Source organism: Candidatus Pelagibacter sp. PS_11 (assembly GCF_059417975.1).
Window position 1 is genome coordinate 1,085,915 of the sequence record NZ_CM182075.1, and the last position, 26,243, is coordinate 1,112,157.

The 26,243-nt window shown below is 29.1% G+C and carries 29 protein-coding genes; 14 read left to right on the forward strand and 15 right to left on the reverse strand.

From position 1 onward, the window contains the following. Positions 1 to 2 precede the first annotated feature (2 nt). From AC5SLT_RS05715 to AC5SLT_RS05740, 6 genes are all read right to left on the reverse strand, one after another. Positions 3 to 791: a cytochrome c oxidase subunit 3 gene (locus AC5SLT_RS05715; RefSeq protein ID WP_006997778.1), complete on the reverse strand. Its 789-nt coding sequence runs from the start codon at positions 789 to 791 to the stop codon at positions 3 to 5. Positions 792 to 793: 2 nt separating this feature from the next. After that, entirely contained in the window at positions 794 to 1,330 is a 537-nt protein-coding gene (locus AC5SLT_RS05720; protein ID WP_011281494.1) for a cytochrome c oxidase assembly protein, read from the reverse strand. Between the two features lie 121 nt (positions 1,331 to 1,451). Further along, on the reverse strand, positions 1,452 to 2,363 hold the full coding sequence (cyoE, locus tag AC5SLT_RS05725; RefSeq protein ID WP_006997775.1) for a heme o synthase: 912 nt from the start codon (positions 2,361 to 2,363) through the stop codon (positions 1,452 to 1,454). Positions 2,364 to 2,395: 32 nt separating this feature from the next. Next, on the reverse strand, positions 2,396 to 4,030 hold the full coding sequence (ctaD, locus tag AC5SLT_RS05730) for a cytochrome c oxidase subunit I (protein WP_494591641.1): 1,635 nt from the start codon (positions 4,028 to 4,030) through the stop codon (positions 2,396 to 2,398). Between the two features lie 2 nt (positions 4,031 to 4,032). After that, on the reverse strand, positions 4,033 to 4,848 hold the full coding sequence (coxB, locus tag AC5SLT_RS05735) for a cytochrome c oxidase subunit II (RefSeq protein WP_271623272.1): 816 nt from the start codon (positions 4,846 to 4,848) through the stop codon (positions 4,033 to 4,035). Between the two features lie 61 nt (positions 4,849 to 4,909). Continuing rightward, a complete protein-coding gene (locus AC5SLT_RS05740; protein ID WP_494591643.1) occupies positions 4,910 to 5,611 on the reverse strand; it encodes an RsmE family RNA methyltransferase in 702 nt (233 codons plus the stop codon). A gap of 17 nt (positions 5,612 to 5,628) precedes the next feature. On the opposite strand from AC5SLT_RS05740, the gene AC5SLT_RS05745 reads away from it, so the two are divergent. Further along, positions 5,629 to 6,291, forward strand: coding sequence for a haloacid dehalogenase type II (locus AC5SLT_RS05745; RefSeq protein ID WP_006997771.1), 663 nt, complete (start codon positions 5,629 to 5,631; stop codon positions 6,289 to 6,291). Here the strand turns inward: AC5SLT_RS05745 and AC5SLT_RS05750 are convergent. Further along, positions 6,284 to 6,643 carry a winged helix-turn-helix transcriptional regulator gene (locus tag AC5SLT_RS05750; RefSeq protein ID WP_415320644.1) on the reverse strand — a complete coding sequence of 120 codons (360 nt, stop codon included), beginning with the start codon at positions 6,641 to 6,643 and terminating at the stop codon, positions 6,284 to 6,286. The genes AC5SLT_RS05745 and AC5SLT_RS05750 overlap by 8 nt on opposite strands. Positions 6,644 to 6,737: 94 nt before the next feature. Between AC5SLT_RS05750 and AC5SLT_RS05755 the strand changes: the two genes are divergently transcribed. The 4 genes from AC5SLT_RS05755 (at position 6,738) to AC5SLT_RS05770 (ending at position 9,372) form a co-directional block, all read left to right on the forward strand. Next, entirely contained in the window at positions 6,738 to 6,974 is a 237-nt protein-coding gene (locus AC5SLT_RS05755) for a CDGSH iron-sulfur domain-containing protein (protein ID WP_006997769.1), read from the forward strand. Beyond that, positions 6,974 to 7,384, forward strand: a complete 411-nt coding sequence (locus AC5SLT_RS05760; RefSeq protein ID WP_018413556.1) for a DoxX family protein — start codon at positions 6,974 to 6,976, stop codon at positions 7,382 to 7,384. The genes AC5SLT_RS05755 and AC5SLT_RS05760 overlap by 1 nt, the downstream gene beginning before the upstream one ends. A 174-nt stretch (positions 7,385 to 7,558) precedes the next feature. After that, positions 7,559 to 8,398, forward strand: coding sequence for a pirin family protein (locus tag AC5SLT_RS05765; RefSeq protein ID WP_494591645.1), 840 nt, complete (start codon positions 7,559 to 7,561; stop codon positions 8,396 to 8,398). Then, positions 8,398 to 9,372, forward strand: a complete 975-nt coding sequence (locus tag AC5SLT_RS05770) for a quinone oxidoreductase family protein (protein WP_494591647.1) — start codon at positions 8,398 to 8,400, stop codon at positions 9,370 to 9,372. Before AC5SLT_RS05765 ends, AC5SLT_RS05770 begins: the two co-directional genes overlap by 1 nt. Here the strand turns inward: AC5SLT_RS05770 and AC5SLT_RS05775 are convergent. Then, entirely contained in the window at positions 9,369 to 9,773 is a 405-nt protein-coding gene (locus AC5SLT_RS05775) for a DUF2721 domain-containing protein (RefSeq protein ID WP_271486171.1), read from the reverse strand. The two genes, AC5SLT_RS05770 and AC5SLT_RS05775, sit on opposite strands and share 4 nt — an antisense overlap. Positions 9,774 to 9,825: 52 nt before the next feature. Here AC5SLT_RS05775 and ubiA point away from each other — a divergent pair, with 52 nt between their 5' ends. Genes ubiA through AC5SLT_RS05800 form a run of 5 tightly spaced genes read left to right on the forward strand, consistent with a single transcriptional unit; the run spans position 9,826 to position 15,476 of the window. Beyond that, positions 9,826 to 10,689, forward strand: a complete 864-nt coding sequence (ubiA, locus tag AC5SLT_RS05780; protein WP_271766916.1) for a 4-hydroxybenzoate octaprenyltransferase — start codon at positions 9,826 to 9,828, stop codon at positions 10,687 to 10,689. Beyond that, positions 10,690 to 12,432 (forward strand): ABC transporter ATP-binding protein, encoded by a 1,743-nt coding sequence (locus AC5SLT_RS05785; RefSeq protein WP_494591649.1) that lies wholly within the window; start codon positions 10,690 to 10,692, stop codon positions 12,430 to 12,432. Then, positions 12,432 to 13,688 carry a 3-deoxy-D-manno-octulosonic acid transferase gene (locus AC5SLT_RS05790; RefSeq protein WP_494591651.1) on the forward strand — a complete coding sequence of 419 codons (1,257 nt, stop codon included), beginning with the start codon at positions 12,432 to 12,434 and terminating at the stop codon, positions 13,686 to 13,688. The genes AC5SLT_RS05785 and AC5SLT_RS05790 overlap by 1 nt, the downstream gene beginning before the upstream one ends. After that, positions 13,678 to 14,619 (forward strand): tetraacyldisaccharide 4'-kinase, encoded by a 942-nt coding sequence (gene lpxK / locus AC5SLT_RS05795; protein WP_494591653.1) that lies wholly within the window; start codon positions 13,678 to 13,680, stop codon positions 14,617 to 14,619. Before AC5SLT_RS05790 ends, lpxK begins: the two co-directional genes overlap by 11 nt. Next, a complete protein-coding gene (locus tag AC5SLT_RS05800; RefSeq protein WP_494591655.1) occupies positions 14,616 to 15,476 on the forward strand; it encodes a lysophospholipid acyltransferase family protein in 861 nt (286 codons plus the stop codon). Before lpxK ends, AC5SLT_RS05800 begins: the two co-directional genes overlap by 4 nt. A gap of 13 nt (positions 15,477 to 15,489) precedes the next feature. Here AC5SLT_RS05800 and AC5SLT_RS05805 read toward each other — a convergent pair whose 3' ends face one another. Next, the gene (locus AC5SLT_RS05805; RefSeq protein ID WP_494591657.1) at positions 15,490 to 15,678 is read right to left on the reverse strand and encodes a DUF2093 domain-containing protein; all 189 of its coding nucleotides are present in this window, start codon (positions 15,676 to 15,678) and stop codon (positions 15,490 to 15,492) included. 21 nt (positions 15,679 to 15,699) lie between these two features. On the opposite strand from AC5SLT_RS05805, the gene purD reads away from it, so the two are divergent. Both purD and rsmD read left to right on the forward strand, forming a co-directional pair. Continuing rightward, positions 15,700 to 16,965, forward strand: coding sequence for a phosphoribosylamine--glycine ligase (gene purD / locus AC5SLT_RS05810; RefSeq protein ID WP_494591658.1), 1,266 nt, complete (start codon positions 15,700 to 15,702; stop codon positions 16,963 to 16,965). Beyond that, positions 16,962 to 17,528, forward strand: a complete 567-nt coding sequence (gene rsmD / locus AC5SLT_RS05815; protein ID WP_494591660.1) for a 16S rRNA (guanine(966)-N(2))-methyltransferase RsmD — start codon at positions 16,962 to 16,964, stop codon at positions 17,526 to 17,528. Before purD ends, rsmD begins: the two co-directional genes overlap by 4 nt. Here rsmD and AC5SLT_RS05820 read toward each other — a convergent pair. The 6 genes from AC5SLT_RS05820 to AC5SLT_RS05845 are packed head-to-tail and all read right to left on the reverse strand — an operon-like array spanning position 17,525 to position 23,966. After that, positions 17,525 to 18,682 (reverse strand): phosphoglucose isomerase-related protein, encoded by a 1,158-nt coding sequence (locus tag AC5SLT_RS05820; RefSeq protein ID WP_494577854.1) that lies wholly within the window; start codon positions 18,680 to 18,682, stop codon positions 17,525 to 17,527. The two genes, rsmD and AC5SLT_RS05820, sit on opposite strands and share 4 nt — an antisense overlap. Further along, on the reverse strand, positions 18,682 to 19,014 hold the full coding sequence (locus AC5SLT_RS05825; RefSeq protein ID WP_494591661.1) for a DUF3035 domain-containing protein: 333 nt from the start codon (positions 19,012 to 19,014) through the stop codon (positions 18,682 to 18,684). The genes AC5SLT_RS05820 and AC5SLT_RS05825 overlap by 1 nt, the downstream gene beginning before the upstream one ends. Beyond that, positions 18,998 to 19,498: a signal peptidase II gene (gene lspA, locus AC5SLT_RS05830; RefSeq protein WP_494592582.1), complete on the reverse strand. Its 501-nt coding sequence runs from the start codon at positions 19,496 to 19,498 to the stop codon at positions 18,998 to 19,000. Before lspA ends, AC5SLT_RS05825 begins: the two co-directional genes overlap by 17 nt. Before the next feature lie 9 nt (positions 19,499 to 19,507). Further along, complete coding sequence (ileS, locus tag AC5SLT_RS05835; RefSeq protein WP_494591663.1) at positions 19,508 to 22,225, reverse strand: isoleucine--tRNA ligase; 2,718 nt, start codon at positions 22,223 to 22,225, stop codon at positions 19,508 to 19,510. A 1-nt stretch (position 22,226) separates the two neighbouring features. Then, a complete protein-coding gene (gene ribF, locus AC5SLT_RS05840) occupies positions 22,227 to 23,144 on the reverse strand; it encodes a riboflavin biosynthesis protein RibF (protein ID WP_027307185.1) in 918 nt (305 codons plus the stop codon). Positions 23,145 to 23,147: 3 nt separating this feature from the next. Next, positions 23,148 to 23,966 (reverse strand): TIGR01459 family HAD-type hydrolase, encoded by an 819-nt coding sequence (locus AC5SLT_RS05845; RefSeq protein ID WP_494591665.1) that lies wholly within the window; start codon positions 23,964 to 23,966, stop codon positions 23,148 to 23,150. A 123-nt stretch (positions 23,967 to 24,089) separates the two neighbouring features. On the opposite strand from AC5SLT_RS05845, the gene groES reads away from it, so the two are divergent. Both groES and groL read left to right on the forward strand, forming a co-directional pair. Then, positions 24,090 to 24,380 carry a co-chaperone GroES gene (groES, locus tag AC5SLT_RS05850; RefSeq protein WP_006997749.1) on the forward strand — a complete coding sequence of 97 codons (291 nt, stop codon included), beginning with the start codon at positions 24,090 to 24,092 and terminating at the stop codon, positions 24,378 to 24,380. Between the two features lie 23 nt (positions 24,381 to 24,403). Then, positions 24,404 to 26,068, forward strand: a complete 1,665-nt coding sequence (gene groL, locus AC5SLT_RS05855) for a chaperonin GroEL (protein ID WP_006997748.1) — start codon at positions 24,404 to 24,406, stop codon at positions 26,066 to 26,068. Positions 26,069 to 26,243 lie beyond the last annotated feature (175 nt).

The following is a 26,243-nucleotide window of genomic DNA, read 5'->3' on the forward strand; positions in this document are numbered from 1 at the left end:
AATTAACTTCCCCAAATATAAATGGCAGCAAATAAAAATAGCCACACAACATCTACAAAGTGCCAATACCAAGCAGCTGCTTCAAATCCAAAGTGATGCTCTTCAGTAAAGTGACCTTTTCTTGCTCTCATTAAACATACCGCTAAAAATATAGTACCAATGATAACGTGAAAACCATGAAAGCCTGTTGCCATATAAAATACTGAGCCATATATATTTCCTGCAAAATCAAAAGTTGCATGCTGATATTCATAAACTTGCAGTAGTGAAAAAGAAAAACCAAGTATCACTGTTAGAACTAGTCCTTGAATAAAGCTTTTTCTATCACCTTCTAGCAATGCGTGGTGTGACCATGTTACTGTCGTTCCTGATAATAATAAAATTAATGTATTGATTAATGGGATATCCCATGGATCAAAAGTTACAATATCTTTAGGTGGCCATATTCCTCCTATTGCTAAAGATGGAAATAAACTTGCATCAAAATAAGCCCAAAACCATGCAACAAAGAACATAACTTCTGAAGCAATGAACAATGTCATTCCATATCTGTGGTGAATTTGTACTACTGGTGTGTGATGACCTTGGTGCTCTGCTTCGATAACAACATCTCTAAACCACATGTATGTTCCATATAATAGTAGTGCTAATCCCAAATACATTCCCCAAGAAACTTCGCTATGTAGATAATAAACTGAACCTATTGCTAAAATTAAGCATGAAAATGAAACGTAGATAGGCCATGGACTTGGGTCTACTAAATGATAGTCATGTTTTTTTTCTGCGGACATTTTTATAATTTTGATTGGTTATAGTAATCTGATGAAAAAAAAGTATAGGACATAGTTACATCTTTAATATTTTTAGTATTGGGATCATTTACCATTTCTGGATCCAAATAAAAAGTCATAATATAAGTGGCCTTTTCGCCTGCTTTTAAGGCCTGTTTTTCAAAACAAAAACATCCCAATTTGCTATAATATTTACCAAATGATGATGGAGAAACATTGAAAGATGCAACTCCATAAGTCGTTTCATTGCCATAGTTTTCAACTTCAAATTCGATTCGGTTCACTTGACCAATTTTAACATCCATAACATTTGTTTTTGCTTTAAAATTCCAAGGAAGTTTATTTACATTTGTATCAAAACGAACGCTAACTTTTTGGTTTAAAATTATATCTGGCGCTTCTCTTGATATTTGTGTTGTTCCACCAAACCCAGTTACTCTACAAAATAAATCATACAAGGGTACTGCAGCAAATGAGAGTCCTAACATTAAAAAAAATATTCCAGCTAAAAGAATTGGAGTTAAGGTTTTATTTTTCACTATATTGATCTATCAAAAACACCCGTATTATAAAGTGTAAAAAAAAACAGAAATATCATAAATCCTATTATTGCTACTGCTGTTAAAATATTTTTTCGCTTAGTTTTTTTGTCTGGTATCATCATAATATCTTATCTATCAAAAAAATAACGAATATCAAAAACAAATATAAAATTGAATATCCAAATATTGTTTTTGCTTTCTTGGGGTTAAATTTATTTTTTTTAAACTTATAAAGCTCAAAACATAAAATGTTATAATACAATGTAAGCATTAGGGCTGGTACTAGAAATACTAATCCAACAAAATCTATTGCGTAGGGTAAAATAACCATTGGCAACATTAATAATGAATAAACTAAAATATTTATTTTAGTGCTCTCTATCCCATTAGTTAATGGAAGCATTGGAATTTTTGCCTTTTTATAATCATCTGATTTATAAAGACTTAACGCCCAAAAATGCGATGGTGTCCAAAAAAATATAATCAGAAAAAAGGTTATTGGCTCAAGAGATAATGAGTTAGTTGCTATAGTCCATCCAATCACTGGCGGTAATGCTCCTGCAGCACCTCCAATGACAATGTTTTGTGGAGTTTTTCTCTTTAACCAGATTGTATAAACAAAAACATAAAATAAAATTGTAAACAGCAGTAATACTGCTGAAATTGTATTAGCAAAATAATCTAATGCGATTACTGAAAAAAATGAAAGTGATGTTCCAAAAATTAAGGCTTGGTTTTTATTAACCTTTCCCATTGGAATTGGTCTCAAGCAAGTTCTTGTCATTAATGCATCAAGATCAGATTCGTACCACATATTTAGAGCACCAGCGGCTCCTGCACCAATTGATACTAAAAGAATTGCAATCATTGCATCTTTTGTAGAAACTGTAGAAGGCGCCATTAATAAACCCACAGCACACGTGAAGATTACCAAAGACATTACCCTTGGTTTCATTAGCTTGAATAATTCAGAAAAATTAAACACATTCACTTGGTTTAAATTTCTATTTTTTAATTTAGAGTTAATCATCAATATTTAATATAGAAAAAGCTGTAACTTTATTAACTAGATACTTTTTCAGCACCATCTGGATCTTCAAATTTTGGTAATTCCTCAAAAGTATGAAAATTTGGTGGTGATGGTACAGTCCATTCTAGAGTTGTAGCTCCTTCTCCCCAAGGGTTCTGAGCTGCAGCTTTTTTCTTAGAAAAAGAATAAATTAAGTTAGCAAAAAATACTAGTAAGCCAGCAACCGCTATGTATGAGCCGATTGACGAAACATAATTCCATCCAGCAAATGCATCAGGGTAATCAGCATATCTTCTTGGCATTCCAGCTAAACCTAAAAAATGTTGAGGGAAAAATACTAAGTTCACTCCAATGAATGTTAACCAAAAATGTAATTGTCCCATCCATTCTGAATACTCATACCCAGACATTTTACCAAACCAATAATAAAATCCTGCAAAGATTGCAAATACTGCACCTAAAGATAATACATAATGAAAGTGAGCAACTACATAATAAGTATCATGCATTGCAGTATCAACACCTGCATTTGCAAGAACAACACCTGTTACACCACCTACTGTAAATAAAAATATAAAACCTAATGCCCACATCATGGGAGTTTTAAATGAAATTGATCCACCCCACATTGTTGCAATCCATGAAAATATTTTAATCCCTGTTGGGACCGCAATAATCATTGTTGCAGCTAAAAAATATGCTTTAGTGTCTGTACTTAAACCTACCGTATACATGTGGTGAGCCCAAACAACAAACCCAACAACTCCAATTGAAACCATCGCATAAGCCATTCCTAAATATCCAAATACAGGTTTCTTAGAAAATGTTGAAACGATATGACTGATCATTCCAAAGCCAGGTAAAATTAAAATATAAACTTCAGGGTGACCAAAGAACCAAAATAAGTGTTGGTATAAAACTGGATCTCCTCCAGTTTGAGCATCAAAAAATGCTGTTCCAAAATTTCTATCTGTTAAAAGCATTGTGATAGCACCAGCTAAAACAGGTAGTGATAGTAATAATAAAAATGCTGTAACTAAAACAGACCAAGCAAATAAAGGCATTTTATGCAAAGTCATGCCTGGCGTTCTCATATTTAAAATTGTTGTAATAAAGTTAACTGCTCCTAAAATTGAAGAAGCTCCAGCTAAGTGTAAGCTTAAAATAGCAAAATCCATAGCAGGTCCTGGTTGTCCAGCTTTTGACGATAAAGGTGGATATAAAGTCCATCCTCCACCAACACCTTGCTGACCTGGAGGGCCATCTACAAATATTGAAAGTAATAGTAAAATAAATGAAGCTGGTAATAACCAAAATGAAATATTATTCATTCTTGGAAAAGCCATATCAGGTGCACCGATCATTATTGGGACAAACCAATTACCAAATCCACCAATCATTGCAGGCATTACCATAAAGAAAATCATTATTAATCCATGGCCTGTAACCAACACATTATATAAGTGATAGTTGCCACCTAAAATTCCATCACCAGGATGCATCAATTCAATTCTCATTAATACTGAAAAAGCTGTACCAATAATTCCTGCAACAATTGCAAAAATTAAATACATTGTACCAATGTCTTTGTGGTTAGTTGAGTAAGCCCAACGTTTCCAACCTGTTGGTGTGTGATGATCGTCGTGTGATGCTTTTTTTGTGTACATTTTTATTTACTCGCTAGTTTTTTATATTCATTTACTGCAATTGGCTCTTTTGCAAATTTCATTTTAGCCTCTGCTAACCATATTGCATATTCTTCATCTGTCACAACTTTTACTGTGATAGGCATAAAAGCATGCTCAATTCCACAAAGTTCAGAACATTGACCATAGTACGTTCCAACTTTTTCAGCTTTAAACCAAGTTTCGTTTATTCTTCCAGGAACTGCGTCTCTCTTAACTCCAAATGATGGTAATGCCCAAGCATGCAAAACATCGTTGGCTGTAATTAAAACTTTAACCACTTTATTAACTGGAACAATAACTTCATTATCAACAGTTAATAATCTAGGTTGGTTTTCTTTTAATTCAGCTTCTTTAATCATATACGATTCAAAAATAATATTTTCATCAGGATACTCGTAGCCCCAGTACCACTGGTAACCAACAGCTTTAATTGTTAGGTCAGCTTTTGGAATAGTATCTTGTTTATACAAAATTTTAAAAGATGGAACTGCCATCACTATCAAAATTAAACATGGAATCAGTGTCCACAAAACCTCTACAGCAACATTGTGAGTAGTTTTTGATGGGTTAGGATTTTTTGACGCTCTAAATCTTATACAAACATAAATCATAAGAAATAAAACAAAAACACTAATAGCAATAATTACAGGAAGGAGAATGTTGTTATGAAAACTAACAATCTCAGTCATACTTTGAGAGGCGGAATCTTGAAAGCCTAGCTGCCAGTTTTTAGGCTGATCCGCCCAGGCGCTAGTTATTAACATTGTAGTTATAATTGTTATTAAAAATTTTTTCATTTGTTACACACTATATAAAGTGTCTTTTAAAAAATTACACTTTAGTTTTCGCGACAAAATATCAATTAATTAGGTAATTAACAATTGATAAGGCTGAAATTACAGCAGTTTCTGATCTAAGTATATTTTCGTTTATTTTAATTGGCTGAACCCCTTTAAAGGCAAGAATCTCCCCCCTTTCTTCTTCAGAAAAATCTCCCTCTGGACCAATAATTACACAAGTTGGATTATGAGCTAATTTATTAAAATCTAATTTTTTATTTTCAGAATTTAAATCTGTGAATATTAAGTCCATCTTTTCATGATTTAAAAAACTTTTTAATGATTGGGGATCTTCAATAAGCGGAACATTAATACGATTAGATTGCTCAGCAGCTTCTATGATTACTTTTTCTAATCTTTCTTTATTTATTTTTCTAACAATTGTTCTATCAAATATTATTGGTAAAAATTTTGTAACACCAAGCTCTGTTGCTTTTTGAATCATAAAATTAAAATAATTTGATTTAATGGGTGAAAAAGCTAACCACAAATCTTTTACACTTTCTTTTTGTCTTAATTGTTTTGTAATATTAAATTCAACTATACTTTTTGAAATAGTTAAAATTTTTGCTTCCCACTCTCCACTGTTATTAAATAAAGAAAAAACATCGCCCACTTTGATTCTCATTACTTTATTCACATAGTGAGATTGAGATTTATCAAGCTTAGCAGTTAAATTAAGTGATAAACTTTCTTTAAAAAATAATCTAATATTACTCATTAATGTTAAGTTAATTTATGAAAAATATTAAAGCAATAATTTTTGATGCATATGGAACTTTATTTGATGTCAATTCAGCAGCAGAAAAATGTAAAGATAAAATTGGTGATAAATGGGAAGGCTTTGCTAATTATTGGCGAACTACTCAATTAGAATACACTTGGCTTAGAAGTCTAATGAATAGACATAAAGACTTTTGGCAGGTGACAGAAGATAGTTTGGATAAATCTATGAAGGCTTACGAAATAGATTTATCAATGAAAAATGAATTATTAAATCTTTATAAGGTGCTCTCACCTTTTCCTGAAGTACCTGAAATTTTAAAAAGATTAAAAGAAAAAAATTATAAATTAGGTATTCTTTCAAATGGAACACCCTCTCTTCTTAACGAATTAGTTAAGAGTAATAATTTAGATAATATATTTGATGATATTTTTTCAATTGAAGAAGTTGGAATTTATAAACCAGACTCAAAAGTTTATGACATGCCAATTAAAAAATACAAAATACAAAAAGAAGAAGTCGCATTTTTAAGTGCTAATACTTGGGATGTTTCTGGTGGTGGAAATTATGGTTACAGTTCTATTTGGGTAAACAGAAATAATAATATTTTTGATAATCTTGATTATAAACCTAAAGATGAGGTTAAAAACTTAAAACAATTGCTTGATATTATCTAATTCTATTTTCTTCAAAATTCTTATTTAGTTTTACTGAAATAGTTCGAGTATTTCTTTTATTCCACTCTGAAAAGGATCTTAAGATAGGCATAACCGAAAGCCCAAATTCTGTAAGTGAATACTCAACTTTTGGGGGCATTATTTGAATTACTTTTCTATTAATTATTCCATCTCCTTCTAGTTCCTTAAGCTGCTTGGATAACATTTGTTGTGTAATGGTTTTTAATCCTTTTTTGAGCTCACCAAATCTAATTTTTTTACTTTGCAGCAAACTAAACAAAATTCTAATTTTCCATTTACCTCCAAGAAAGTAAACGGCTCTTTCAGCTGGACAATCTATTAAATTTTTCATGGTATGTTTTTGTATACTAGTATGTTTACTTTGCGTTATTGCTTTATTAATACCAAAGCACTAAATAGAAGTCAAATAAATTGAAAGGATCAATATGACTAAAGGACAAAACGCAGGTAATGGACCAATTGCAGTAGATGTAGAGAAAGATAAATCTTACTACTGGTGTTCATGTGGAAAGAGTTCAAAGCAACCATTTTGTGATGGATCTCATCAAGGTTCAGAATTCACTCCTCTAGCTTACAAAGCAGAAGAAACAAAAAAAGTATTTTTTTGTGCTTGTAAACAAACTAACAACCAGCCTCTTTGCGATGGTTCACACAGCAAGTAATGATTAAAGCAAGTAAAAGAACTAAAAATATGAACAATATCTTAGATCTGACTGGTAGAATACTTATCTCTCTAATTTTTTTGTTAAGTGGAATTAATAAAATTGGAAACTATGAAGGAACAGTTGGTTGGATGGAGTCTTTAGGTGTACCTGGCATTTTTTTAATACCAGCTATCATACTTGAGATAGGTGCACCGATATTAATTATGATTGGATATAAAGTAAAAGTTTCAGCAGCTTTATTAAGTATATTTTGTATCGCCACAGCGGTTATTTTTCATAATAATCTTTCTGATCAAATGCAGTTTATATCTTTTATGAAAAATATTGCTCTTGCTGGGGGTTTTTTATTCTTAGTTGTTAATGAAACAAAAGATTTCAGTCTAGATAAAAAATTAAATAATCGTTAATTAACTAAATATATAAGTGTCTTGATGCTTTAAATTAAGACACTTATAAAAAATTACATATTATTTTAAGATTTAATTTATTAGAGTAAGGGTATTAAGGAAATGAGCTAGCTATCTGGTGTGTCATTTGGTGGAGTTATAAATAATAAGCAAAACAATAAATAGAGGATAGAAATGAATAATATTGAAGTAGAAAAAATAATAGAGCCAGTTGCAGCATCAGATGGTGCTGGTGTTAAATTAAAGAGAAGTATTGGCACTCACCTTATTGATTACCATGATCCCTTTTTAATGTTGGATGAATTTGGTTCTGAAAATAAAGACGATTATATTGGAGGCTTTCCTCCTCACCCTCATAGAGGAATTGAAACAGTAACATATATGCTTGCTGGCGACTTTGAACATAAAGACAGTACAGGTGGCGAGGGAATAATGACTGCTGGAGATGTTCAGTGGATGAAAACTGGAAGTGGTATCATTCATTCAGAAATGCCTGCAATGAAAGAAGGTAAGCTTCATGGATTTCAATTATGGGTAAACATGCCTGCTAAATTGAAAATGACTAAACCTGAATATATTTATATTGATGCAGATAAAATGAGCACTCATAAAGATGATGATAAAACTGTCAAAGTGATTGCTGGAAAATTTCAAGATGCAGAAGGACCTGTTAAAGGTCACAATGTTGAACCTGTTTATTTTGATGTAGAGCTTGAAAAAGGAAAAGAATTTAATTTTGATCTTCCCTCAACTCACAATTCATTAATATATTTAATTGAGGGTGAAATTAAAGTTGGCAATCAAGATCATGATGCCGTTAAAGATTCTACTTTAATTATTTTGACTAGAGGAGAAAAGTTAAAAGTCTCTAGCTTAACTAAAGCCAAGTTTTTATTGATATCTGGAAAGCCAATTGGTGAGCCTATTGCTAGAGGGGGTCCATTTGTAATGAATACTAAAGCAGAGATCTTGCAAGCAGTTCAAGATTATCATAATGATACATTTGTAAAATAATGAAAACTATTAAAATAGGAAAATTTGGTGGTCCTGAAGTATTAGAGGTTAAAGATATTGAAATCGGTAAACCAGGTCCAAAAGAAGTTTTGATCAAAAATTTATCAATTGGACTTAACTATATTGATGTTTATCACCGAACAGGTTTGTATCCTATTCCTCTTCCAAGTGGAATTGGCCTAGAGGCATGTGGAATAATAGAAGAAGTTGGTTCAGAAGTTGATCTGTTTAAAGTTGGAGATAGAGTGGCTCACTCTTCAATGCCAATTGGAAGTTATTCAGAAAAACAATTGTTTCCTCAAGAAAAATTAGTTTTAGTTCCAGAGGGTATCTCAGATGAAATAGCATCTTGTATTATGCTTAAAGGGATTACTGCTGAATATTTATTACACAGAGCTTATCCAATTAAAAAAGGGGATAAAGTATTATACCACGCAGCAGCTGGTGGTGTGGGTCAAATTTTATGTCAGTGGGCTAATGCATTAGGAGCTGAAGTCATTGGAACAGTTGGCTCTAAAGAAAAAGAGACTATTGCTAAAAAAAATGGTTGTCATCATGTAATAAATTATACTGATACAAACTTTGTTGAAGAGGTGGAAAAAATTGCAGGTAAAAATGGAGTTGATGTTGTCTATGATGGTGTTGGTATTAAAACTTTTGATGGATCAATTGAAACCTTAAAGGTTAGAGGTATGATGGTCGCTTTTGGTAACGCATCAGGTTACGTTGATACGATAGATGTTAAAAAACATATTAATGCAAAAGGATTATTTTTTACTCGTCCTTCAATTGCACATTACACCATGACAAGAGAAGAGTTGGTTGAATCTGCTAAAAAAGTTTTTGATGCCATCTTATCTGGAAAATTTAAAGTTGAAATTTCAAAAAAATATTCGCTTGATGATGCTAAAAAAGCTCATGAAGAATTAGAAGCAAGACTACTAACCGGTCCTGCAGTTATTATTCCTAATTAATCTAAGTCAACATCCATATCAGACATATGCAATTTTAATGCATTTGTTGATACTTGAATTTCTCTCATAAAAACAACGATTGAAATCATCATCGATAAACAACAAGATCCAAAGATTAATCTTGCAGCAAAAATTTCATTCAAATAAAGGGCAAACACAGTCAACATATTAAATAAGAAACCAAATGCAGCAAACATAATAGTCCATTTTAAAAGAACAATTCTTCCACTTAAATTTATAAACTGTTTTTTCCACTCAGGAGGAATATGATTTTCATACACATGTTCATCATGAAGCTGTCTAATAAGCTTACTCAAAGAATGAAATCTGTTGCTATATACACTCATCAATAAAGGAATGGCTGGAAACATCAATGCTGTAACTGTGTAATCTATATTCATACGAATCAGTTTGATTATGAAACTAGCCTTTGTTATTTACAAGTAAATTATTATGAAACAATTAAATCTCTTTATTGAACTAACAAGATTGAAAAGACCTATTGGCTATATGTTATTATTTTGGCCTTGTGCATGGGGACTAACTCTTGCTTATGATTTCTCAAAAAACTTAAATGATTATTTTTTTTACTTATTATTATTTTTTTTAGGATCAGTTCTAATGCGTTCTGCAGGATGCATTGTAAATGATATTTCTGACAAAGAATTTGATAAAAAAGTTTCAAGAACAAAAAATAGACCGATCGCTTCAGGTAATGTCTCTGTTAAATTGGGATTGCTCTATGCTATTATTTTATGTTCGATTGCTTTTTTAGTTTTAATTAATTTTAATAATTTAACAATTATCTTGGCCCTTGGCTCTATGCCTTTAGCATTTACTTATCCATTAATGAAAAGATTTACTTATTGGCCTCAACTATTTTTAGGAATAACATTCAATTATGGTCTAATTTTAGGATGGACTGCAATACAGGGTGAAATAAATGCTGTAGCTATTATCTTTTACTTAGGAGCCATATTTTGGACACTGGGATACGACACAATATACGGGTTTCAAGATATTAAAGATGATGAAATTATAGGAGTAAAATCTACTTCAATAAAATTTAAAAAAAAACCAAAATTATTTTTAACAACATGCTATTTAATCTTTATAATTTCTTTAATACTAGTAGGTATTTATATGAAGCTTAATACAATGTTTTATTTTTTTATTCTCATCCCAACTACTCATTTATTTTTTTATCAAATCCATAATTTTAATTTCAAAGATCCTAAAAATTGTCTAAGAATTTTTAAAAGTAATAATTTTTTTGGTGCAATTGTTTTGTGTAATATTTTAATTGGAAAATTTTAAATGAATAAAATAGACATTATAAAAAGACTTTTTTTCGATTATACAAAAAAACATATAAAAAAAATACTATTATCAGTTTTTTTTGCACTACTAGTTGCTGGAAGTACTTCGGGGATAGCTTATCTCTTAGATCCAGCAATTGAAAAAATATTTATTGAAAAAGACCAAGCACTAATAATTATTATTCCAATTTTTATTATTATTGCTTTTGCAGTAAAAGGCTTTTCACTATATGTGGCAAGAGTTCTTATGATAGGTGTTTCAGAAGAAGTAAGAAAAGACCTTCAATGTGACATGTTAAATAATTTAGTTGAGGCTGATACAAAATTAATTGATGGAAAACATACTGGAAAATTTATATCCAATATAACTAATGATGTAAGTCATATTACCAACTTAATCAGCACTGCAGTTTTAAATATTTTCAAAGATAGTTTAACTTTAATCGGATTATTGATTGTAATGTTTTTTCAAAATTGGAAGCTTTCTTTGGTGGCACTTATAATGATACCTCTAGCAACTTTTGCAGCAAGAACCTTGGGTAAAAGAATAGGTAAGGTTGCAACAGAACAAATGTTAAGAGCTGGAATTCTTAATACATATTTAATTGAACTTTTTAAAAATCATAGACTTATTAAAATTTTTCAACAGGAAAAATATGAAAAAATAAGAGCAGAAAAGTTCATAAATGATGTTAAAGAAAAAACTATAAAAATTGCAACTGTCTATGTGAGATCATCACCAATAATGGAAACCTTAACTGGTATCATGATAGCAGTTTTAATTTTTTACTCTGGAAAGTTAGTTTTAAAGAATGAGATTGATATAAATAATTTTTTCTCTTTTCTAGCAGCTATGATGCTAGCATATCAACCGGTTAGATCACTTGCTACATTGAATATAACAATTAGCCAAGGGCTTTCAGCTGCAAAAAGAATTTTGCCTGTTATTGACGAAAAATCTGAACTTGTTCAAAACAAAGATGACTCTAAAATAAAAGTTGATAAAGGCAATATCGAATTTAAAAATGTATCTTTCAAGTATGAAAAAGAAAAAGAAATCAAAACCTTAAATTCAGTAAGTATAAAAATGTTAGGTGGAAAAATGACTTCAATTGTTGGTCATAGTGGTGCTGGTAAATCAACAATATTAAATTTAATTCCAAGGTTTTATGATGCAATTTCAGGAGATATACAAATAGATAATCAGTCAATCTATAATTGTACAATAAGCTCTCTTAGAAAAAATATCTCACTCGTTAGTCAAGACACTACTTTATTTGATGATACGATTAGAAATAATATTGCATATGCAAACCTAGGTGCAAGTCAAAAAGAAATTGAAGAAGCAGCAAAATATTCTTATGCCAGTGAATTTATAGAAAAACTTCCAAATAAGTATGAAACTATTATTGGTGAAAATGGAACAAGATTGTCTGGTGGAGAAAAACAAAGACTATCTATAGCGAGAGCAATGCTAAAGAAAAGTCAAATTATTCTGTTAGATGAGGCAACATCGTCACTAGATGCAGAAACTGAAAATAAAATTCAAGATGCTATAAATTTTTTAATCAAAGATAGAACAACAATTGTCATAGCTCATAGATTATCAACAATTTTAAACTCAGATAAAATTTATGTAATAGATGCTGGCACAGTTGTTGGTGAAGGAACGCATGACCAATTATTAGCTAATTCAAAAGTTTACAAGAACTTCTATGAAAAACAAATTAAGAAAGTTTAATGTTTCTTTTTTATAGAATATTAATAAATTTAATTTTACTTTTATTACCTATAATTATTTTAATAAGATTATTGCAAAAAAAAGAGGATCCACTAAGATTTAAAGAAAAACTTGGTTTTTTTTCTAAAAAGAAGCTAAAGGGAAAATTAATATGGTTTCATGGTGCAAGTGTTGGAGAAATACTAAGTGTAATTCCATTAATAGAAAAGTTAGAAAAAAATAAAGAAATCAAACAAATTTTAATAACTTCAAATACACTAAGTTCTTCTAAAATTTTATCAAAATTAAAATTAAAAAAAACTGTCCATCAATTTTTTCCAATAGATACAAATTACAATACAAATAAATTTTTAAGATATTGGGATCCATCCATTGCAATCTTTATAGATTCCGAGATATGGCCAAATATGCTCACAAATATAAAAAAAAAATCAATATCATTAATGTTAATTAACGCAAGAATAACTGAGAAATCTTTTAAGAAATGGAAGTTTTTTTCTTCCTCAGCTAAAACGATATTTCAAAATTTTGACATATGCATATCATCAAGCTTGGCGTCTAAGAATTATTTAAGATTACTTGGGGCAAAAAAAATTTCATATTTTGGTAATTTAAAATTTACTCAAAGCAAACAAACTACAAATGAATTAAGTAGTAATTTAAATAAATTTTTTTTAACAAAAAAAATATGGTGTGCATCCAGCACACATGGAATTGAAGAAAAAATATGTGCAAATACACATAAAAAACTTAAAGTTAAGTATAAAAACTTATTAACAATTATAATACCAAGACATATTCATAGAGTTAAAAAAATTCTCCAAGATATAAAGGAAATGAATTTAAAAATTCACTTGCATGACTCTAAAAAAAAGATTGATAAAAAAACAGATATATACCTAGTAAATACTTTTGGACAAACCCAATCCTTTTTTAAGATTAGTAAAACTGTTTTTTTAGGAGGCTCAATTATTAAACATGGAGGGCAAAATCCTTTGGAAGCAGCAAAGTATGGGTGTCAAATATTACATGGTCCAAATATATGGAATTTTAAAGAAATTTATAACCTTTTAAAAGCTAATGGAGCATCACATAAAGTTACCACACCCAATCAATTAACTCTTAAAGTTAGCAACATACTGAACAGTAAAAGCAACTCTAAAAAACTTCAATTAAAAATAAAAAATCTTAGTTCTAAAATTTTAAACTCAACGTTAAATGAGATAAACTTTCATATAAAGAAAAATGAAATTTAAAAAACCAAAATTTTGGGACTATCAACGTCCAAATTTATTGTCATATATTTTATTACCACTAACTTTTCCTCTAATTTTAAATAATTTTTTCTTAAATAAAAAAAAAGATAAAAAAAGAAATCATAAGCCTAAAAAAATTTGTGTAGGAAATATATATGTAGGTGGCACAGCAAAAACTCCATTGACAATAAAAATTTATCAAATTTTAAATAAATTTGATATTAATGCTTGCACTATTAAAAAGTTTTACAAAAGCCATTATGATGAGCAAAAAATGCTATCTGAAAAAACTAAACTTTACTGTGAAAAAAATAGAATTGATGGACTTAATAAGGCAATTCTAGACAATAAAGATGTGGCAATTTTTGATGATGGTCTACAAGATAGATCAATCAATTATGATCTAAAAATTGTTTGCTTCAATGATTTAAAATTAATTGGAAATGGTTTTTTAATTCCTGCTGGACCTCTAAGAGAAAAAATAAATAGTATCTCAAAGTACGACATGGCTTTTATTAATGGAAATGAGGTAGATAACTCTAAACTAAAGTTACTATTAAAAAGTTATAATGCTAATATTGAAATATTTGAGACTAACTATAAAGCTATAAATATCAAAGAATTTAATATTAACGATGAATATATGGTTTTTTCAGGCATAGGTAATCCTGAAAGTTTTAGACAAACATTGATCAATAATAATATTAAAATAACTAAAGAAATAATTTTTCCCGATCATTACAACTATACTCATAAGGATATTGACCAAATAAAATATCAGGCAAAAAAACTTAATTTAAAGATATTAACTACTGAAAAAGATTATATTAAGATTAAATCAATCAATAACAATGATATTAGATATTTAAAAGTTGAGCTGGATATCAAGAATGAAGATAGGCTAATAAATCATTTAAAAAAATATATATGAAATTAATAAAATATTTTTTTCAATTTTTAATTATAATAACACTTCTTCTTTTATTTAGAATTTTAGGGCTTAAAATTGCTTCATTTATTTCTAATAAAATTGCATCTAGTTTTGGGCCCTTTTTTAGATCTAAAAATTTGATTAAATCAAATATTCTTAGAGCACTTCCACATTTAAGTCCTGAGGAATTAGATAAAATTTCCAAAAAGATGTGGGGAAATTATGGAAGAATACTTGCTGAATACGTTTTTATAAAAAATTTTAGAGGGACCAAATTTAATAATAATATAAAAGTTAAAGGTCAAGATGTGCTTGAAAAAATTAAAAAAGATAATGAGCCTGTTATATTTGTTTCAGGACATTTCAATAACTTTGAATTAATGGCTCTACATATTGAAAAATCAGGGATTAACCTAGCAGCAATTTATAGGCCGCTTAATAATAAATTTCTTAACTATATAATGGAGAGGGTAAGAAAAAAATACATTTGTAAAAATCAAATCAAAAAAGGAATTTCAGGTACTAAACAATTACTTGGATTTTTCAAACAGAAAACTTCTATAGCACTCATGATTGATCAAAGAGTTTCTCAAGGTATTAAGGCTAAATTTTTTAATGATGAGTGTTTTACAACTACTATTCCTGCACAATTTGTTAAAAAATTTAAATGCAAAATAATCCCCGTTTATATTGAAAGAATACAGGGCACAAATTTCCAAATTACTATACATGAGCCAATAAATTTTTCAGGTGATGAAACAATTGAGTCGATAACTTTAAACTTAAACAATTTGTTAGAAAAAATGATTTTAAAAAATCCTGAACAATGGATTTGGTCTCATAATCGTTGGAAATAAGAATTCTTTAAAGTTATACACTTTCTCTTTTTTTTGCTGCCTCGACGTACGAATAATATGGTTCTTGCAAATCTACATTCCAATAATTCAAAGTATTTAGATCAATCTTCTTACCAGATACCGCACAAATTACATGATCACCCTCCTCAATAACTTCAAAATTATTTGGTAAATATTTTATTTTTGCTAATTTTTTATTCATTTTTAGTTTATACATTATTACATGAAAGTTGGGATAATAGGAAGTGGTGGTCGTGAACATGCTATTTGTCACAAACTCAGTAATATTAAAAAAATAGAGCAATTATATTGTTTTCCAGGAAATGCTGGAACAGCAAAAATTGCCAAAAATATTTCAATAAACTTAGAAAATTTCAATGAATTAAAAGATTTTATAAAATTAAATAAGATTGATTTAATTATTGTTGGTCCTGAAAAGCCACTCGTAGAGGGAATTGTAGATTTTTTAGAAGCAAACAATATTCAAGTTTTTGGTCCTAACAAAATTGCATCTCAATTAGAAGGTTCAAAAATTTTTACAAAAAACTTATGTAAAAAATATAATATTCCAACTGCTAACTTTGGAATTTTTCAAAATATTGTTGAAGCTAAGCAATTTATAAATAAAACTAAATATCCTATTGTTATAAAGGCTGATGGATTGGCTTCTGGAAAAGGTGTTTATATTTGTAATAAGCTAGATGAAGCTAAAATTGCAATAGATGAAATTTTTAATGGTAAATTTGGTATTGCTCATAACTTGCTAGTTGAAGAATTTTTAAATGGTGAAGAAATGAGTTATTTCATAATTAGTGATGGTAAAACAATAAAAAAGTTTGACACTGCTCAAGATCATAAAAGAGTTTCAGAAGGAGATGTGGGTAAAAATACTGGAGGTATGGGTGCCTACTCTCCCTCAAGATTAATTAATGATGAATTAGATAAAAAAATTTTATCAAAAATTATTGAACCGACAATTTTAGGTTTAAAAGAAATGGGCACAACCTATAAAGGTTTTTTATATGCAGGCCTCATGATTGTAGAAGGTGAGCCCTATTTAATAGAATATAACGTACGTATGGGAGATCCTGAGTGTCAAACTATTTTACCAAAACTAAAATCTAATTTATTAGAAATATTTTTATCCTGTTGTAATGAAAAACTAAATAACACTCAGATAGAATGGCATAATAAAAAAAGTTTATGTATTGTAATGTGCTCAAATGGATATCCAGACCAATTTGAAAAAAATATTTTGATTGAACATTTGGATGAAATAAAATTAGGCACAAATGAATATTGCTTCCATGCTGGAACAAAACTTATTGATGATAAATTCTATGCAATTGGTGGGAGAGTTTTAAATTTTGTCTCTTTATCAGAAAATTTTTCTACCTCTAGAATAAAGATAATAGATATGATTAAATCACTTAATTGGAATGGTGGCTTTTACCGAAAAGATATTGGTTACAAGGTTATTAATGAATGAGGATAATATCTGGAAAATCAAAAGGTAAAAAAATATTTGATCCTATAGATATTAATACGAGACCACTTAAAGATTTAACAAAAGAATCTATATTCAATATAATTACTCATTCAAATAAATTTAATACTGCACTTGAAAAATCAAATATTTTAGATTTATTTTCTGGAGTAGGGTCTTTTGGACTTGAGTGCCTTTCTAGAGGTTCCAAAAGTGTAACTTTTGTAGAAAACTACAGTATTGTTTTGCCAATCTTAAAAAAGAATATTTTTAATCTTGGTTACAAAGATAATTCATCGGTGATCGATAAAAACATTTTAAACCAATTAGATTTTAAAAACTTTGATACTAAGTTTGATATTATTTTCATGGATCCTCCTTATAAAGAAAAAAACCTGAGTAAAATAATAAAAGATATATTTGAGGCAAAGATAATAAAAGATAACGGAATAATAATTATTCATAGACACAAAAAAGATAAAGATGAATTTCCAAAAGTATTTAGGATTATTGAAGAAAAAACTTACGGAATATCAAGGGTATTTTTTGGTTCGTATACTTATTAAAATAATATTTTTTTTGTCTCTTTTTTGATGAGCTCTACAGCAGGTTGATCATATGGGTTAATTTTTAACGCTCTTCCAATTAAAATAGTTTCTAAGATAAAAAAACAAAATAACTCTCCTAAAGCATTTTCATTTCGATTGATTATTTCGAAACTTCTAAAGGGAATTTTTTTATTTAAAAAAACTTTTTCCGTTGCTAATTTTTGAGAAATAATTATTTCGCTGAGACTTTTATTTTTTAAATGACTGTGTGAATCAAGAATCTTGCTATTAATAATTTTATCTGATTTTTTATTGCTGACATGAAAAAAAGTAAAAAAATTATTTTTTGGGCCATCTAAGTAAAGCTGCATCACACTGTGATTATCTTTTGGCATTAATGATATTGTAGGCAAAATTCCATTTCCCTTTTTTCCTAAACTTTCAGCCATTAATTGCTGATACCATCTGAATAAACTTTCTGAACTTTCGTCATAATTAAGAATAATTGAGTTAAATTTTTTTTTCTTTAAAAAATATAAAGAATTATTTACATTTATAACTAAAGCATCAATAAATTTTTTGTTTTTAATCAGGTTATTTAATTGTTTAAATTTAGTACTATTTAAACCCATAAGTTCAGCAGGTAACATTCCCACTTCAGAGAGAACAGAATATCTGCCTCCAATAAAATTATTATGGTGTACTATTTCAGTTTTTAATTTTTGAGCCAATAAGTGTAAATAATTATTTTTATTTTCTGTAATAAAAATATTTTTATCTTGATTTTTAATAATAATATTTGAATTTGATATTGTCTCAAGAGTGTTTCCTGATTTTGAAACAATAATATTTAGGTACTTTTTTTTACTAGAACCTGTATCAATCTTTGACTGAAGATTATTAAAAAAAAATAAATTTTTTTTTATTCTACTCTTCAAGAAATAAAAAATAGATTCTGTTCCTAGAATCGAGCCACCCATACCAATTATTCTTATATTGCTAAATTTTTTAAATTTAAGAATAGTTTTTTTATTATAGCTACTCTTATAATTTGTACTTAGAGAATCTAATACTGCATTTCTATTAAGTAAAATATTTTTTAGGTCTTTTTTTATTTTCTTACTATTTTTTTTAATCTTAAAATTTTTAAATTTAATATTTTTTGTAAGCATTAATTGCTTTTAATTTTTTCTAATATACTTTTTTCTAATGAACTATCTGGTGACTCAGATAAAGTAACTGTGCTCTCAGTATTAGAGCCTTTAGTTAAAATTTCTTTCAAACTAATCTCACTTTCTTCCTGATTATCATCTTTATTTAAAGTTGTTGGTTCTGGTAAATTTTCAAAATCTGGTGGAAGTGATAATGGATTTTTTTTCTTAACTAAAAATTCGTCTGAATTGGATTGTTTTTTTCCAGTCAAGCCATCTTTGACACTTTGACAGGCGCTGACCATAAACAAAATTGTTAATGTAATAAATATTTTTTTAAATAGATTTTTCATTTTTTTTATTATTAGCAAATATTTCATCAAAAATAAGGCATATAACACCTAATGTTATAAATATATCTGCGATATTAAAGACAAACCAATGAAAATCCTTAAAGTGAAAATCAATAAAGTCTGGTACTGCAGAATAATATATTCGATCAAAAAGATTTCCTAATGCTCCACCAAGAACAAATATTAAGGATATTTTTTTAAAGCCATTACTATTATAGATCATTATCACTAATATAATACTTATCAGTGCTATTATTAAAGTGATCAAGTTATAAATAAAACTTTCATTAAAAGAAAATAATCCAAAGGCGATCCCTTTATTCCAAATAACGTAAAAATTCAGATACTCGGTCAAATAAATATCAACTTTACTTTCTATTTCGCTAATTTTAATAATGTAAATTTTAGAAACCCTATCGACTAAAAAAATAAAAAAGATAAGTAAAATGTCGATTGATATTTTTTTTAAATTCACTTTAGGTATTTAATTTTTTTAGTTTGGATGTCTTTCACAGCCATTTTTATTTATTTTCCAGCAGACAGTACATTTTTCACCTTCAGCTTTATTTGTAATTACTGTTATTTCACTTGATGAACTTTTTTCAACTATAGCACTTGAAGTGATACATAACTCTGAAAAATCTATATCTTTAAAACTATCAATCATTTTATCATTTAAATTAATTAATATATTTGCCTCTAAGCTTGAGCCTATCTCTTTAGTTGCTCGTTTTGCTTCTATACTAATATTGCAAATATCTCTTATTTTTTTTAATTCAATCCATTTGTTATTTAATTGATTGTTTTCAAAAGATTTTGGAAACTCCATAAATTTTTCAAGATGAATGCTTTTTTTATCTTTATTAATCAACGTAAAAATTTCTTCAGTTGTAAATGATAAAATTGGTGCAAACCATTTGCTTAAAGACTCAAGCAATATATTTAAAACTATAATACAACTTTTTCTTCTTTCCGAGTCTTTGCTATCACAATATAAAGCATCTTTTCTGATATCAAAATAAAATGCAGATAAATCTACAGTACAAAAATTCAATAGTTCTTTATAAAGATTATGAAAATCATATGATCTAAAATAGTTTTTAAAATTTTTATTTAGCTCATATACTCTATGAAGCATATATTGCTCTAATTCAGGTAATTGATTTAAATCTAATTTTTCTAAATCTATCTTTTTAAAATCATCATTTAAATTTCCTAATAAATATCTAAAGGTATTCCTAATTTTCCTATAAGAATCCGCATGCTGTTCTAAAATTGAATAATCTATTCTTAAATCCTCCTCATAATTGGATGACGCAACCCATATTCTTAAAATATCAGCACCATATTTTTTTAGAATATCCTCAGGTGCAATTACGTTTCCAACAGATTTTGACATTTTTAAACCTTTGCCATCCACAACAAATCCGTGTGATAATATCGACTCATAAGGCGCTCTCCCTCTTGTTCCACAAGATTCTAAAAGTGACGAATGGAACCATCCTCTATGCTGGTCAGAACCCTCTAAATACATTGATGCTGGCCATTGAAGATCTTCTCTTTTTTCTAAAACAAATGCATGAGTGCAACCGCTATCAAACCAAACTTCAACAATATCACTTATTTTTTCGTAATCTTCTGCTTTATACTTATCTCCTAAAAATCTTTGAGGACTATCAGAAAACCAACAATCAGAACCTTCTTTTTCATAAATGCTCGCAATATTCTCATTTACATTATCATCTACTAAAATTTCTTTAGTAGTTTTATGAACAAATATTGGAAGTGGAACTCCCCAAACTCTTTGTCTTGAAACACACCAATCTGGCCTTGTTTCAATCATTGCTTTTATTCTTTCTCTGCCTTTGTCTGGATAAAATTTAGTATCATCAAGAGCTTTTAATGCTTTTTTTCTCAAGCCATGACTTTCCATAGAAATAAACCATTGCGGAGTTGCTCTATGAACAAGAGGTGCTTTTGATCTCCATGAATGTGGATATGAATGAACTAGTTCCCCATTAGATAATAATTTTTTTTGTTCTTTTAATTTTTCAATAACAATTGGATTAGCTTTAAAAATATGAGTTCCCTCAAATAAAGGAAGATTTTTAGTATATTTACCATCACCATCTACTGTCTCTATGGCTTTTATCCCATGCTTTAAACAAAGATTAAAATCATCAGGACCATGACTGGGTGCACAATGAACAATACCTGTTCCCTGTTCTGTTGTAACAAATCTTGCTTCAAGCATTGGTATATCATAATCATAACCAAGATCTAAGAAAGGGTGACTACAAATTGTATCTTTAAAATCCTTACCCTTAAATTTTTTTATTTCTTTGTAACTTTTGATTTCACAATCTTTGATTACAGACTCTAGTAGAGCTTCCGCAACAACTATTTTTTTATTCTTAAAATCTCCTTCATCACCTAATTCAATTATTAAATAATCTAAGGCTTCATTATAAGCTAGAGCTTTGTTTGCAGGTATAGTCCATGGAGTGGTAGTCCATATAATAACATCTGTATTTTCTAATTCTTCTATATTTGTTTTCTTAACTGGGAAGGCTGTATAAATTGTATCTGATTTATGATCTTGATACTCAACTTCAGCATCTGCTAAAGCTGTTTTTTCTACAGTTGACCAAAGAACAGGTTTAAAACCTCTATAAAGACTTCCTTCTTTTAAAAATTTTCCTAATTCTCTTACAATTTGGGCTTCTGCTTCAAAGCTCATTGTTGCGTAATGATTATCCCAATCTCCAACAACACCTAGTCTTTTAAATTGTGTTTTATGAACTTCAATCCATTTTTCAGCAAACTCTCTACACTCTTTTCTAAATTCTGTTATTGGAACTTCATTTTTATTTTTTTTGTTTTTTTTATATTGTTCTTCGATTTTCCACTCAATGGGTAAACCATGACAATCCCATCCTGGGACATATACAGAATCTTTACCATCCATTTGATGGAATTTAACAATAATATCTTTTAAAATTTTATTTAAAGCAGTGCCCATGTGAATATTACCATTCGCATATGGTGGACCATCGTGAAGTATGAACTTCTCTTTTCCCTTATTAGATTTTCTCAACTCCTTATAAAGGTCAATTTTTTTCCAATATTCTAAAATTTCAGGTTCTTTGTTCTGTAAATTTGCTTTCATGGAGAAAGCTGTTTTAGGTAAATTTATATTTTCTTTGCTCATGTTAACTTTTTTTAGCGACTTTTAAGTCACTTTGAATTTGTTTTTTTAATTGATCAACGTTTTTGAATTTTTTCTCTTTTCTTATAAATTTTGTGAACTCTACTGATAAATACTTATTATAAAGATTTCCAGAAAAATTAAAAATATGCACTTCTAATAAAATTTTTTTTTGATTAAAAGTTGGTCTATAACCAAGATTGGCAATCGCTTTTAGTGATTTATTGGAGTTTTTTTGTTTTACTTTAACAGCATACACTCCAGGCATCGCAATCACATAATCCTTAATATCAATATTGCAGGTTGGAAAACCAATTTTTTTTCCTTGCTGTCTTCCCTTTTGAACAATTCCTTCAATTGACCAATTTCGACTTAATAACTTATTAGTTTTCTTTAACTGCCCTTTTTCTAGAAGAGAGCGGATATATGTTGAGGAGATAACTTTTTTATTTAAAATTAATGGTTGTGGTTTTACTATTTTGTAATGGTATCTTCCTTCATTTTTTATTAACTGCCTAACATCTCCCTCTCTTTTATTACCAAATCTAAAGTTATTGCTAACAAATATGTATTGAGCTTCTAATTTTTTTGATAAAATTTCTTTAATAAAAAAATCAGACTTAATTGCAGAAAATTTTTTATCAAATTTTTTAGTAATTATAAAATCAACCCCTAAATGATCTAAAATTATTTTTTTTTGATTTATATTTGAAATTCTAAAGTTTTTAAAACTTTTATTAAAAAACATTTTAGGCATTGGCTCAAATGTTAAAACACCAATTTTTAGATTAAATTTTTTTTTATAAGTATTTGCTAATTTAAATAATTTTTGATGACCTAAATGAACGCCATCAAAATTTCCAATCAAGATAATTGATTTTTTATGATTATTTGAAATTTTAAAATCTTTATACAGTTTCATATTTTACCACTTTAATTCTGTTTGAATAAAGTTTACAACAACTTCATATTTTTTTGAAATTACATCGATTCCTTCTTTTTTAATTTCATCTTTATGAACACCATTTGATATAATTAATGAATTAAAATTTAAAAGATTGGCTCCCTTAATATCTGTATTTAAATTATCACCGATAGATAAAACTCTTTTTCCTTCGTTATTAATTGCTTGATTATAAACTTCAGGAAATGGTTTTCCAAAATAAGTAACCACTCCACCCATTTTTTCAAAAACAAGAGCTACAGACCCTGCACATAATTCTCTTTTTTCACCTCTATCAACAATTAAATCTGGATTAGTGCATATCATTTTCTTATCCATATGATCTTTGAATAACTCTTTGTAATATTTTAAATCCTCACTTTGCTCTTCAAATAATCCTGTACAGAGTAAGTATGAGCTTTCTTTAATGTTATTAGTCTTATTTTTTTTAAAATCTAAAAATAAATCAAAATCTCTTGGTGGTCCCACATGATAAAACTTTTCTTCTAGAGAATTTTTTTTTAAATAATTCAGCGCTGCTTCTCCTGAAGAATAAACTTTTTCTCTAATTTCTTTATTCATCCCCATTTTTTCTAAAAAATTGTTTACTATTTTATTAGGTCTTGGCGCATTGGTTAAAAGAACATAGTCTTTGTTTGCTTTGGTGATTTCTTCTAAGGCTTCGATTGCGTTTTTATGAAGAGTTATCCCATTATGAACAACACCCCATAAATCGATATAAAAAATATCATAATTCTCTACAATCGACCTTAATCCATCCTTATCTAAATTCTTAGTCATTATGGGAGGTATAACTTATAAAAAACACAATTTCTCTGGTTTTTTGCCTTACATATTTTTTTTAACATCTCTTGAAATAGTAAACCTAATAGCTATATGAGTCGCATAATAAAAGGAGAATTTATGAAATTTAAACCGTTACACGATAGAGTTTTAATAGAAGTTTTAGACAGTAGTGAAAAAACTGCTGGAGGAATAATTATCCCCGATACAGCTCAAGAAAAGCCTCAAGAAGGTAAAGTTATTGCTGTTGGTGGTGGTGCAAAAACTGAAGATGGAAAACTAATTCCAATGGATGTGAAAGTTGGAGACAAAGTTCTTTTTGGCAAATGGTCAGGAACTGAAATCAAAATAGATGGCAAAGAATACAGCATAATGAAAGAGTCTGACATTATGGGTATTTCTGGCAAATAATTTAATTTAAAGGAGAAAATAAAATGGCAAAAGTTGTAAAATTCGACTCTGAAGCAAGAGCAGCAATGATAAGAGGTGTTGATATCCTTGCTAACACAGTAAAAGTTACTCTTGGACCAAAAGGTAGAAATGTTGTTATCGACAAATCTTATGGTGCACCAAGAATTACTAAAGATGGTGTTTCTGTTGCAAAAGAAATTGATCTTGAAGATAAATTTGAAAACATGGGTGCTCAAATGGTTAAGGAAGTTGCTAGCAAAACAAATGAGGAAGCTGGTGATGGAACAACTACAGCAACTATTTTAGCACAAGCAATTGTTAAAGAAGGTGTAAAATATGTAACAGCTGGCATGAACCCTATGGATGTTAAAAGAGGAATAGATTCAGCAGTAGATCATGTTAAAGCAAGTTTAATTGCTTCAGCAAAAAAAGTAAAAGATACTGATGAAATTGCTCAGGTTGGAACTATTTCAGCTAATGGTGATAAAGAAATTGGTAACATGATTGCAAAAGCTATGCAAAAAGTTGGCAATGAAGGTGTTATCACTGTTGAAGAAGCTAAGGGAGTAGAAACTGAGTTAGACGTTGTTGAAGGTATGCAGTTTGATAGAGGTTATTTATCACCATACTTTATTACTAACGCTGATAAAATGACTACAGAGTTAGAAAACCCTTTCATCTTATTGCATGAAAAGAAATTAACTAACTTACAACCAATGGTTCCACTTTTAGAAGCTGTTGTGCAAGCTGGTAGACCACTAATGATTATTTCTGAAGATGTTGAGGGCGAAGCTCTTGCAACTCTTGTTGTAAATAAACTTAGAGGTGGTTTAAAAGTTGTTGCAGTTAAAGCTCCAGGTTTTGGTGATAGAAGAAAATCAATGCTTGATGATATTGCAATTTTAACAGGCGGTCAGGTTATCTCAGAAGATATTGGTGTTAAGCTTGAAAACGTTAAACTTACTGATCTTGGATCTTGTAAGAGAGTTAAAGTTGATAAAGATAACAGCACAATCATTAGCGGCAATGGCAAGAAATCTGAAATTGAAGCTAGATGTGCTCAAATCAAACAACAAGTAGGTGAAACAACTTCTGATTATGACAGAGAAAAACTTCAAGAAAGACTGGCAAAACTTGCTGGTGGAGTTGCTGTAATCAAAGTTGGTGGTGCAACTGAAGTAGAGGTTAAAGAAAGAAAAGATAGAGTTGAAGATGCTCTTAATGCAACTAGAGCTGCTGCTGAAGAAGGAATAGTAGTTGGTGGTGGTTGTGCTCTTTTATACGCTTCACAAAGTCTTGACACACTTAAAGTTAAAGGAGACGATCAAAAAGCTGGTGTTGCATTAGTTGCTAAAGCTTTACAGGCTCCTATTAGACAAATAACTTTAAATGCTGGAGTTGATGGTTCAGTTGTAGTTGGAAAACTACTTGAACAAAATAAAAAGAATATGGGTTACGATGCTCAGAACGAAGAATACGTTGATATGTTTGCAAAAGGTATCATCGATCCTGTTAAAGTTGTAAGAACAGCTTTACAAGATGCAGCTTCGATTGCTGGATTACTTGTAACTACTGAAGCCATGATTGCTGATAAACCAGATGATAAAGATTCTGGTGCTGGTGGAATGCCTGGTGGAATGCCTGGTGGAATGGGCGGCATGGGTGGTATGGGTGGAATGGGCATGTAATCCCACTCTTTTCAAAAAGAAATTCAAAGGCCATCTTTTTAAGGTGGCCTTTTTTTTTATTAAGCTGTTATAAGATTAAGATATGTCAAAAAGATACAGTGGAAAATCATTTAAAGATTCAAGTACTGCTAAAAAACCAAAATTAAGCCTGAAAGAAAAAAGAAAAAAGAAAAAA

What these genes read in the sequence shown, in the direction of transcription:
- AC5SLT_RS05715 (WP_006997778.1), bottom strand. Translation starts at nt 791, where the DNA reads ATGTCCGCAGAAAAAAAACATGACTATCATTTAGTAGACCCAAGTCCA.
- cyoE (WP_006997775.1), bottom strand. Translation starts at nt 2,363, where the DNA reads ATGATTAACTCTAAATTAAAAAATAGAAATTTAAACCAAGTGAATGTG.
- ctaD (WP_494591641.1), bottom strand. Translation starts at nt 4,030, where the DNA reads ATGTACACAAAAAAAGCATCACACGACGATCATCACACACCAACAGGT.
- coxB (WP_271623272.1), bottom strand. Translation starts at nt 4,848, where the DNA reads ATGAAAAAATTTTTAATAACAATTATAACTACAATGTTAATAACTAGC.
- AC5SLT_RS05740 (WP_494591643.1), bottom strand. Translation starts at nt 5,611, where the DNA reads ATGAGTAATATTAGATTATTTTTTAAAGAAAGTTTATCACTTAATTTA.
- AC5SLT_RS05745 (WP_006997771.1), top strand. Translation starts at nt 5,629, where the DNA reads ATGAAAAATATTAAAGCAATAATTTTTGATGCATATGGAACTTTATTT.
- AC5SLT_RS05750 (WP_415320644.1), bottom strand. Translation starts at nt 6,643, where the DNA reads ATGAAAAATTTAATAGATTGTCCAGCTGAAAGAGCCGTTTACTTTCTT.
- AC5SLT_RS05755 (WP_006997769.1), top strand. Translation starts at nt 6,738, where the DNA reads ATGACTAAAGGACAAAACGCAGGTAATGGACCAATTGCAGTAGATGTA.
- AC5SLT_RS05760 (WP_018413556.1), top strand. Translation starts at nt 6,974, where the DNA reads ATGATTAAAGCAAGTAAAAGAACTAAAAATATGAACAATATCTTAGAT.
- AC5SLT_RS05765 (WP_494591645.1), top strand. Translation starts at nt 7,559, where the DNA reads ATGAATAATATTGAAGTAGAAAAAATAATAGAGCCAGTTGCAGCATCA.
- AC5SLT_RS05770 (WP_494591647.1), top strand. Translation starts at nt 8,398, where the DNA reads ATGAAAACTATTAAAATAGGAAAATTTGGTGGTCCTGAAGTATTAGAG.
- AC5SLT_RS05775 (WP_271486171.1), bottom strand. Translation starts at nt 9,773, where the DNA reads ATGAATATAGATTACACAGTTACAGCATTGATGTTTCCAGCCATTCCT.
- ubiA (WP_271766916.1), top strand. Translation starts at nt 9,826, where the DNA reads ATGAAACAATTAAATCTCTTTATTGAACTAACAAGATTGAAAAGACCT.
- AC5SLT_RS05785 (WP_494591649.1), top strand. Translation starts at nt 10,690, where the DNA reads ATGAATAAAATAGACATTATAAAAAGACTTTTTTTCGATTATACAAAA.
- AC5SLT_RS05790 (WP_494591651.1), top strand. Translation starts at nt 12,432, where the DNA reads ATGTTTCTTTTTTATAGAATATTAATAAATTTAATTTTACTTTTATTA.
- lpxK (WP_494591653.1), top strand. Translation starts at nt 13,678, where the DNA reads ATGAAATTTAAAAAACCAAAATTTTGGGACTATCAACGTCCAAATTTA.
- AC5SLT_RS05800 (WP_494591655.1), top strand. Translation starts at nt 14,616, where the DNA reads ATGAAATTAATAAAATATTTTTTTCAATTTTTAATTATAATAACACTT.
- AC5SLT_RS05805 (WP_494591657.1), bottom strand. Translation starts at nt 15,678, where the DNA reads ATGAATAAAAAATTAGCAAAAATAAAATATTTACCAAATAATTTTGAA.
- purD (WP_494591658.1), top strand. Translation starts at nt 15,700, where the DNA reads ATGAAAGTTGGGATAATAGGAAGTGGTGGTCGTGAACATGCTATTTGT.
- rsmD (WP_494591660.1), top strand. Translation starts at nt 16,962, where the DNA reads ATGAGGATAATATCTGGAAAATCAAAAGGTAAAAAAATATTTGATCCT.
- AC5SLT_RS05820 (WP_494577854.1), bottom strand. Translation starts at nt 18,682, where the DNA reads ATGCTTACAAAAAATATTAAATTTAAAAATTTTAAGATTAAAAAAAAT.
- AC5SLT_RS05825 (WP_494591661.1), bottom strand. Translation starts at nt 19,014, where the DNA reads ATGAAAAATCTATTTAAAAAAATATTTATTACATTAACAATTTTGTTT.
- ileS (WP_494591663.1), bottom strand. Translation starts at nt 22,225, where the DNA reads ATGAGCAAAGAAAATATAAATTTACCTAAAACAGCTTTCTCCATGAAA.
- ribF (WP_027307185.1), bottom strand. Translation starts at nt 23,144, where the DNA reads ATGAAACTGTATAAAGATTTTAAAATTTCAAATAATCATAAAAAATCA.
- AC5SLT_RS05845 (WP_494591665.1), bottom strand. Translation starts at nt 23,966, where the DNA reads ATGACTAAGAATTTAGATAAGGATGGATTAAGGTCGATTGTAGAGAAT.
- groES (WP_006997749.1), top strand. Translation starts at nt 24,090, where the DNA reads ATGAAATTTAAACCGTTACACGATAGAGTTTTAATAGAAGTTTTAGAC.
- groL (WP_006997748.1), top strand. Translation starts at nt 24,404, where the DNA reads ATGGCAAAAGTTGTAAAATTCGACTCTGAAGCAAGAGCAGCAATGATA.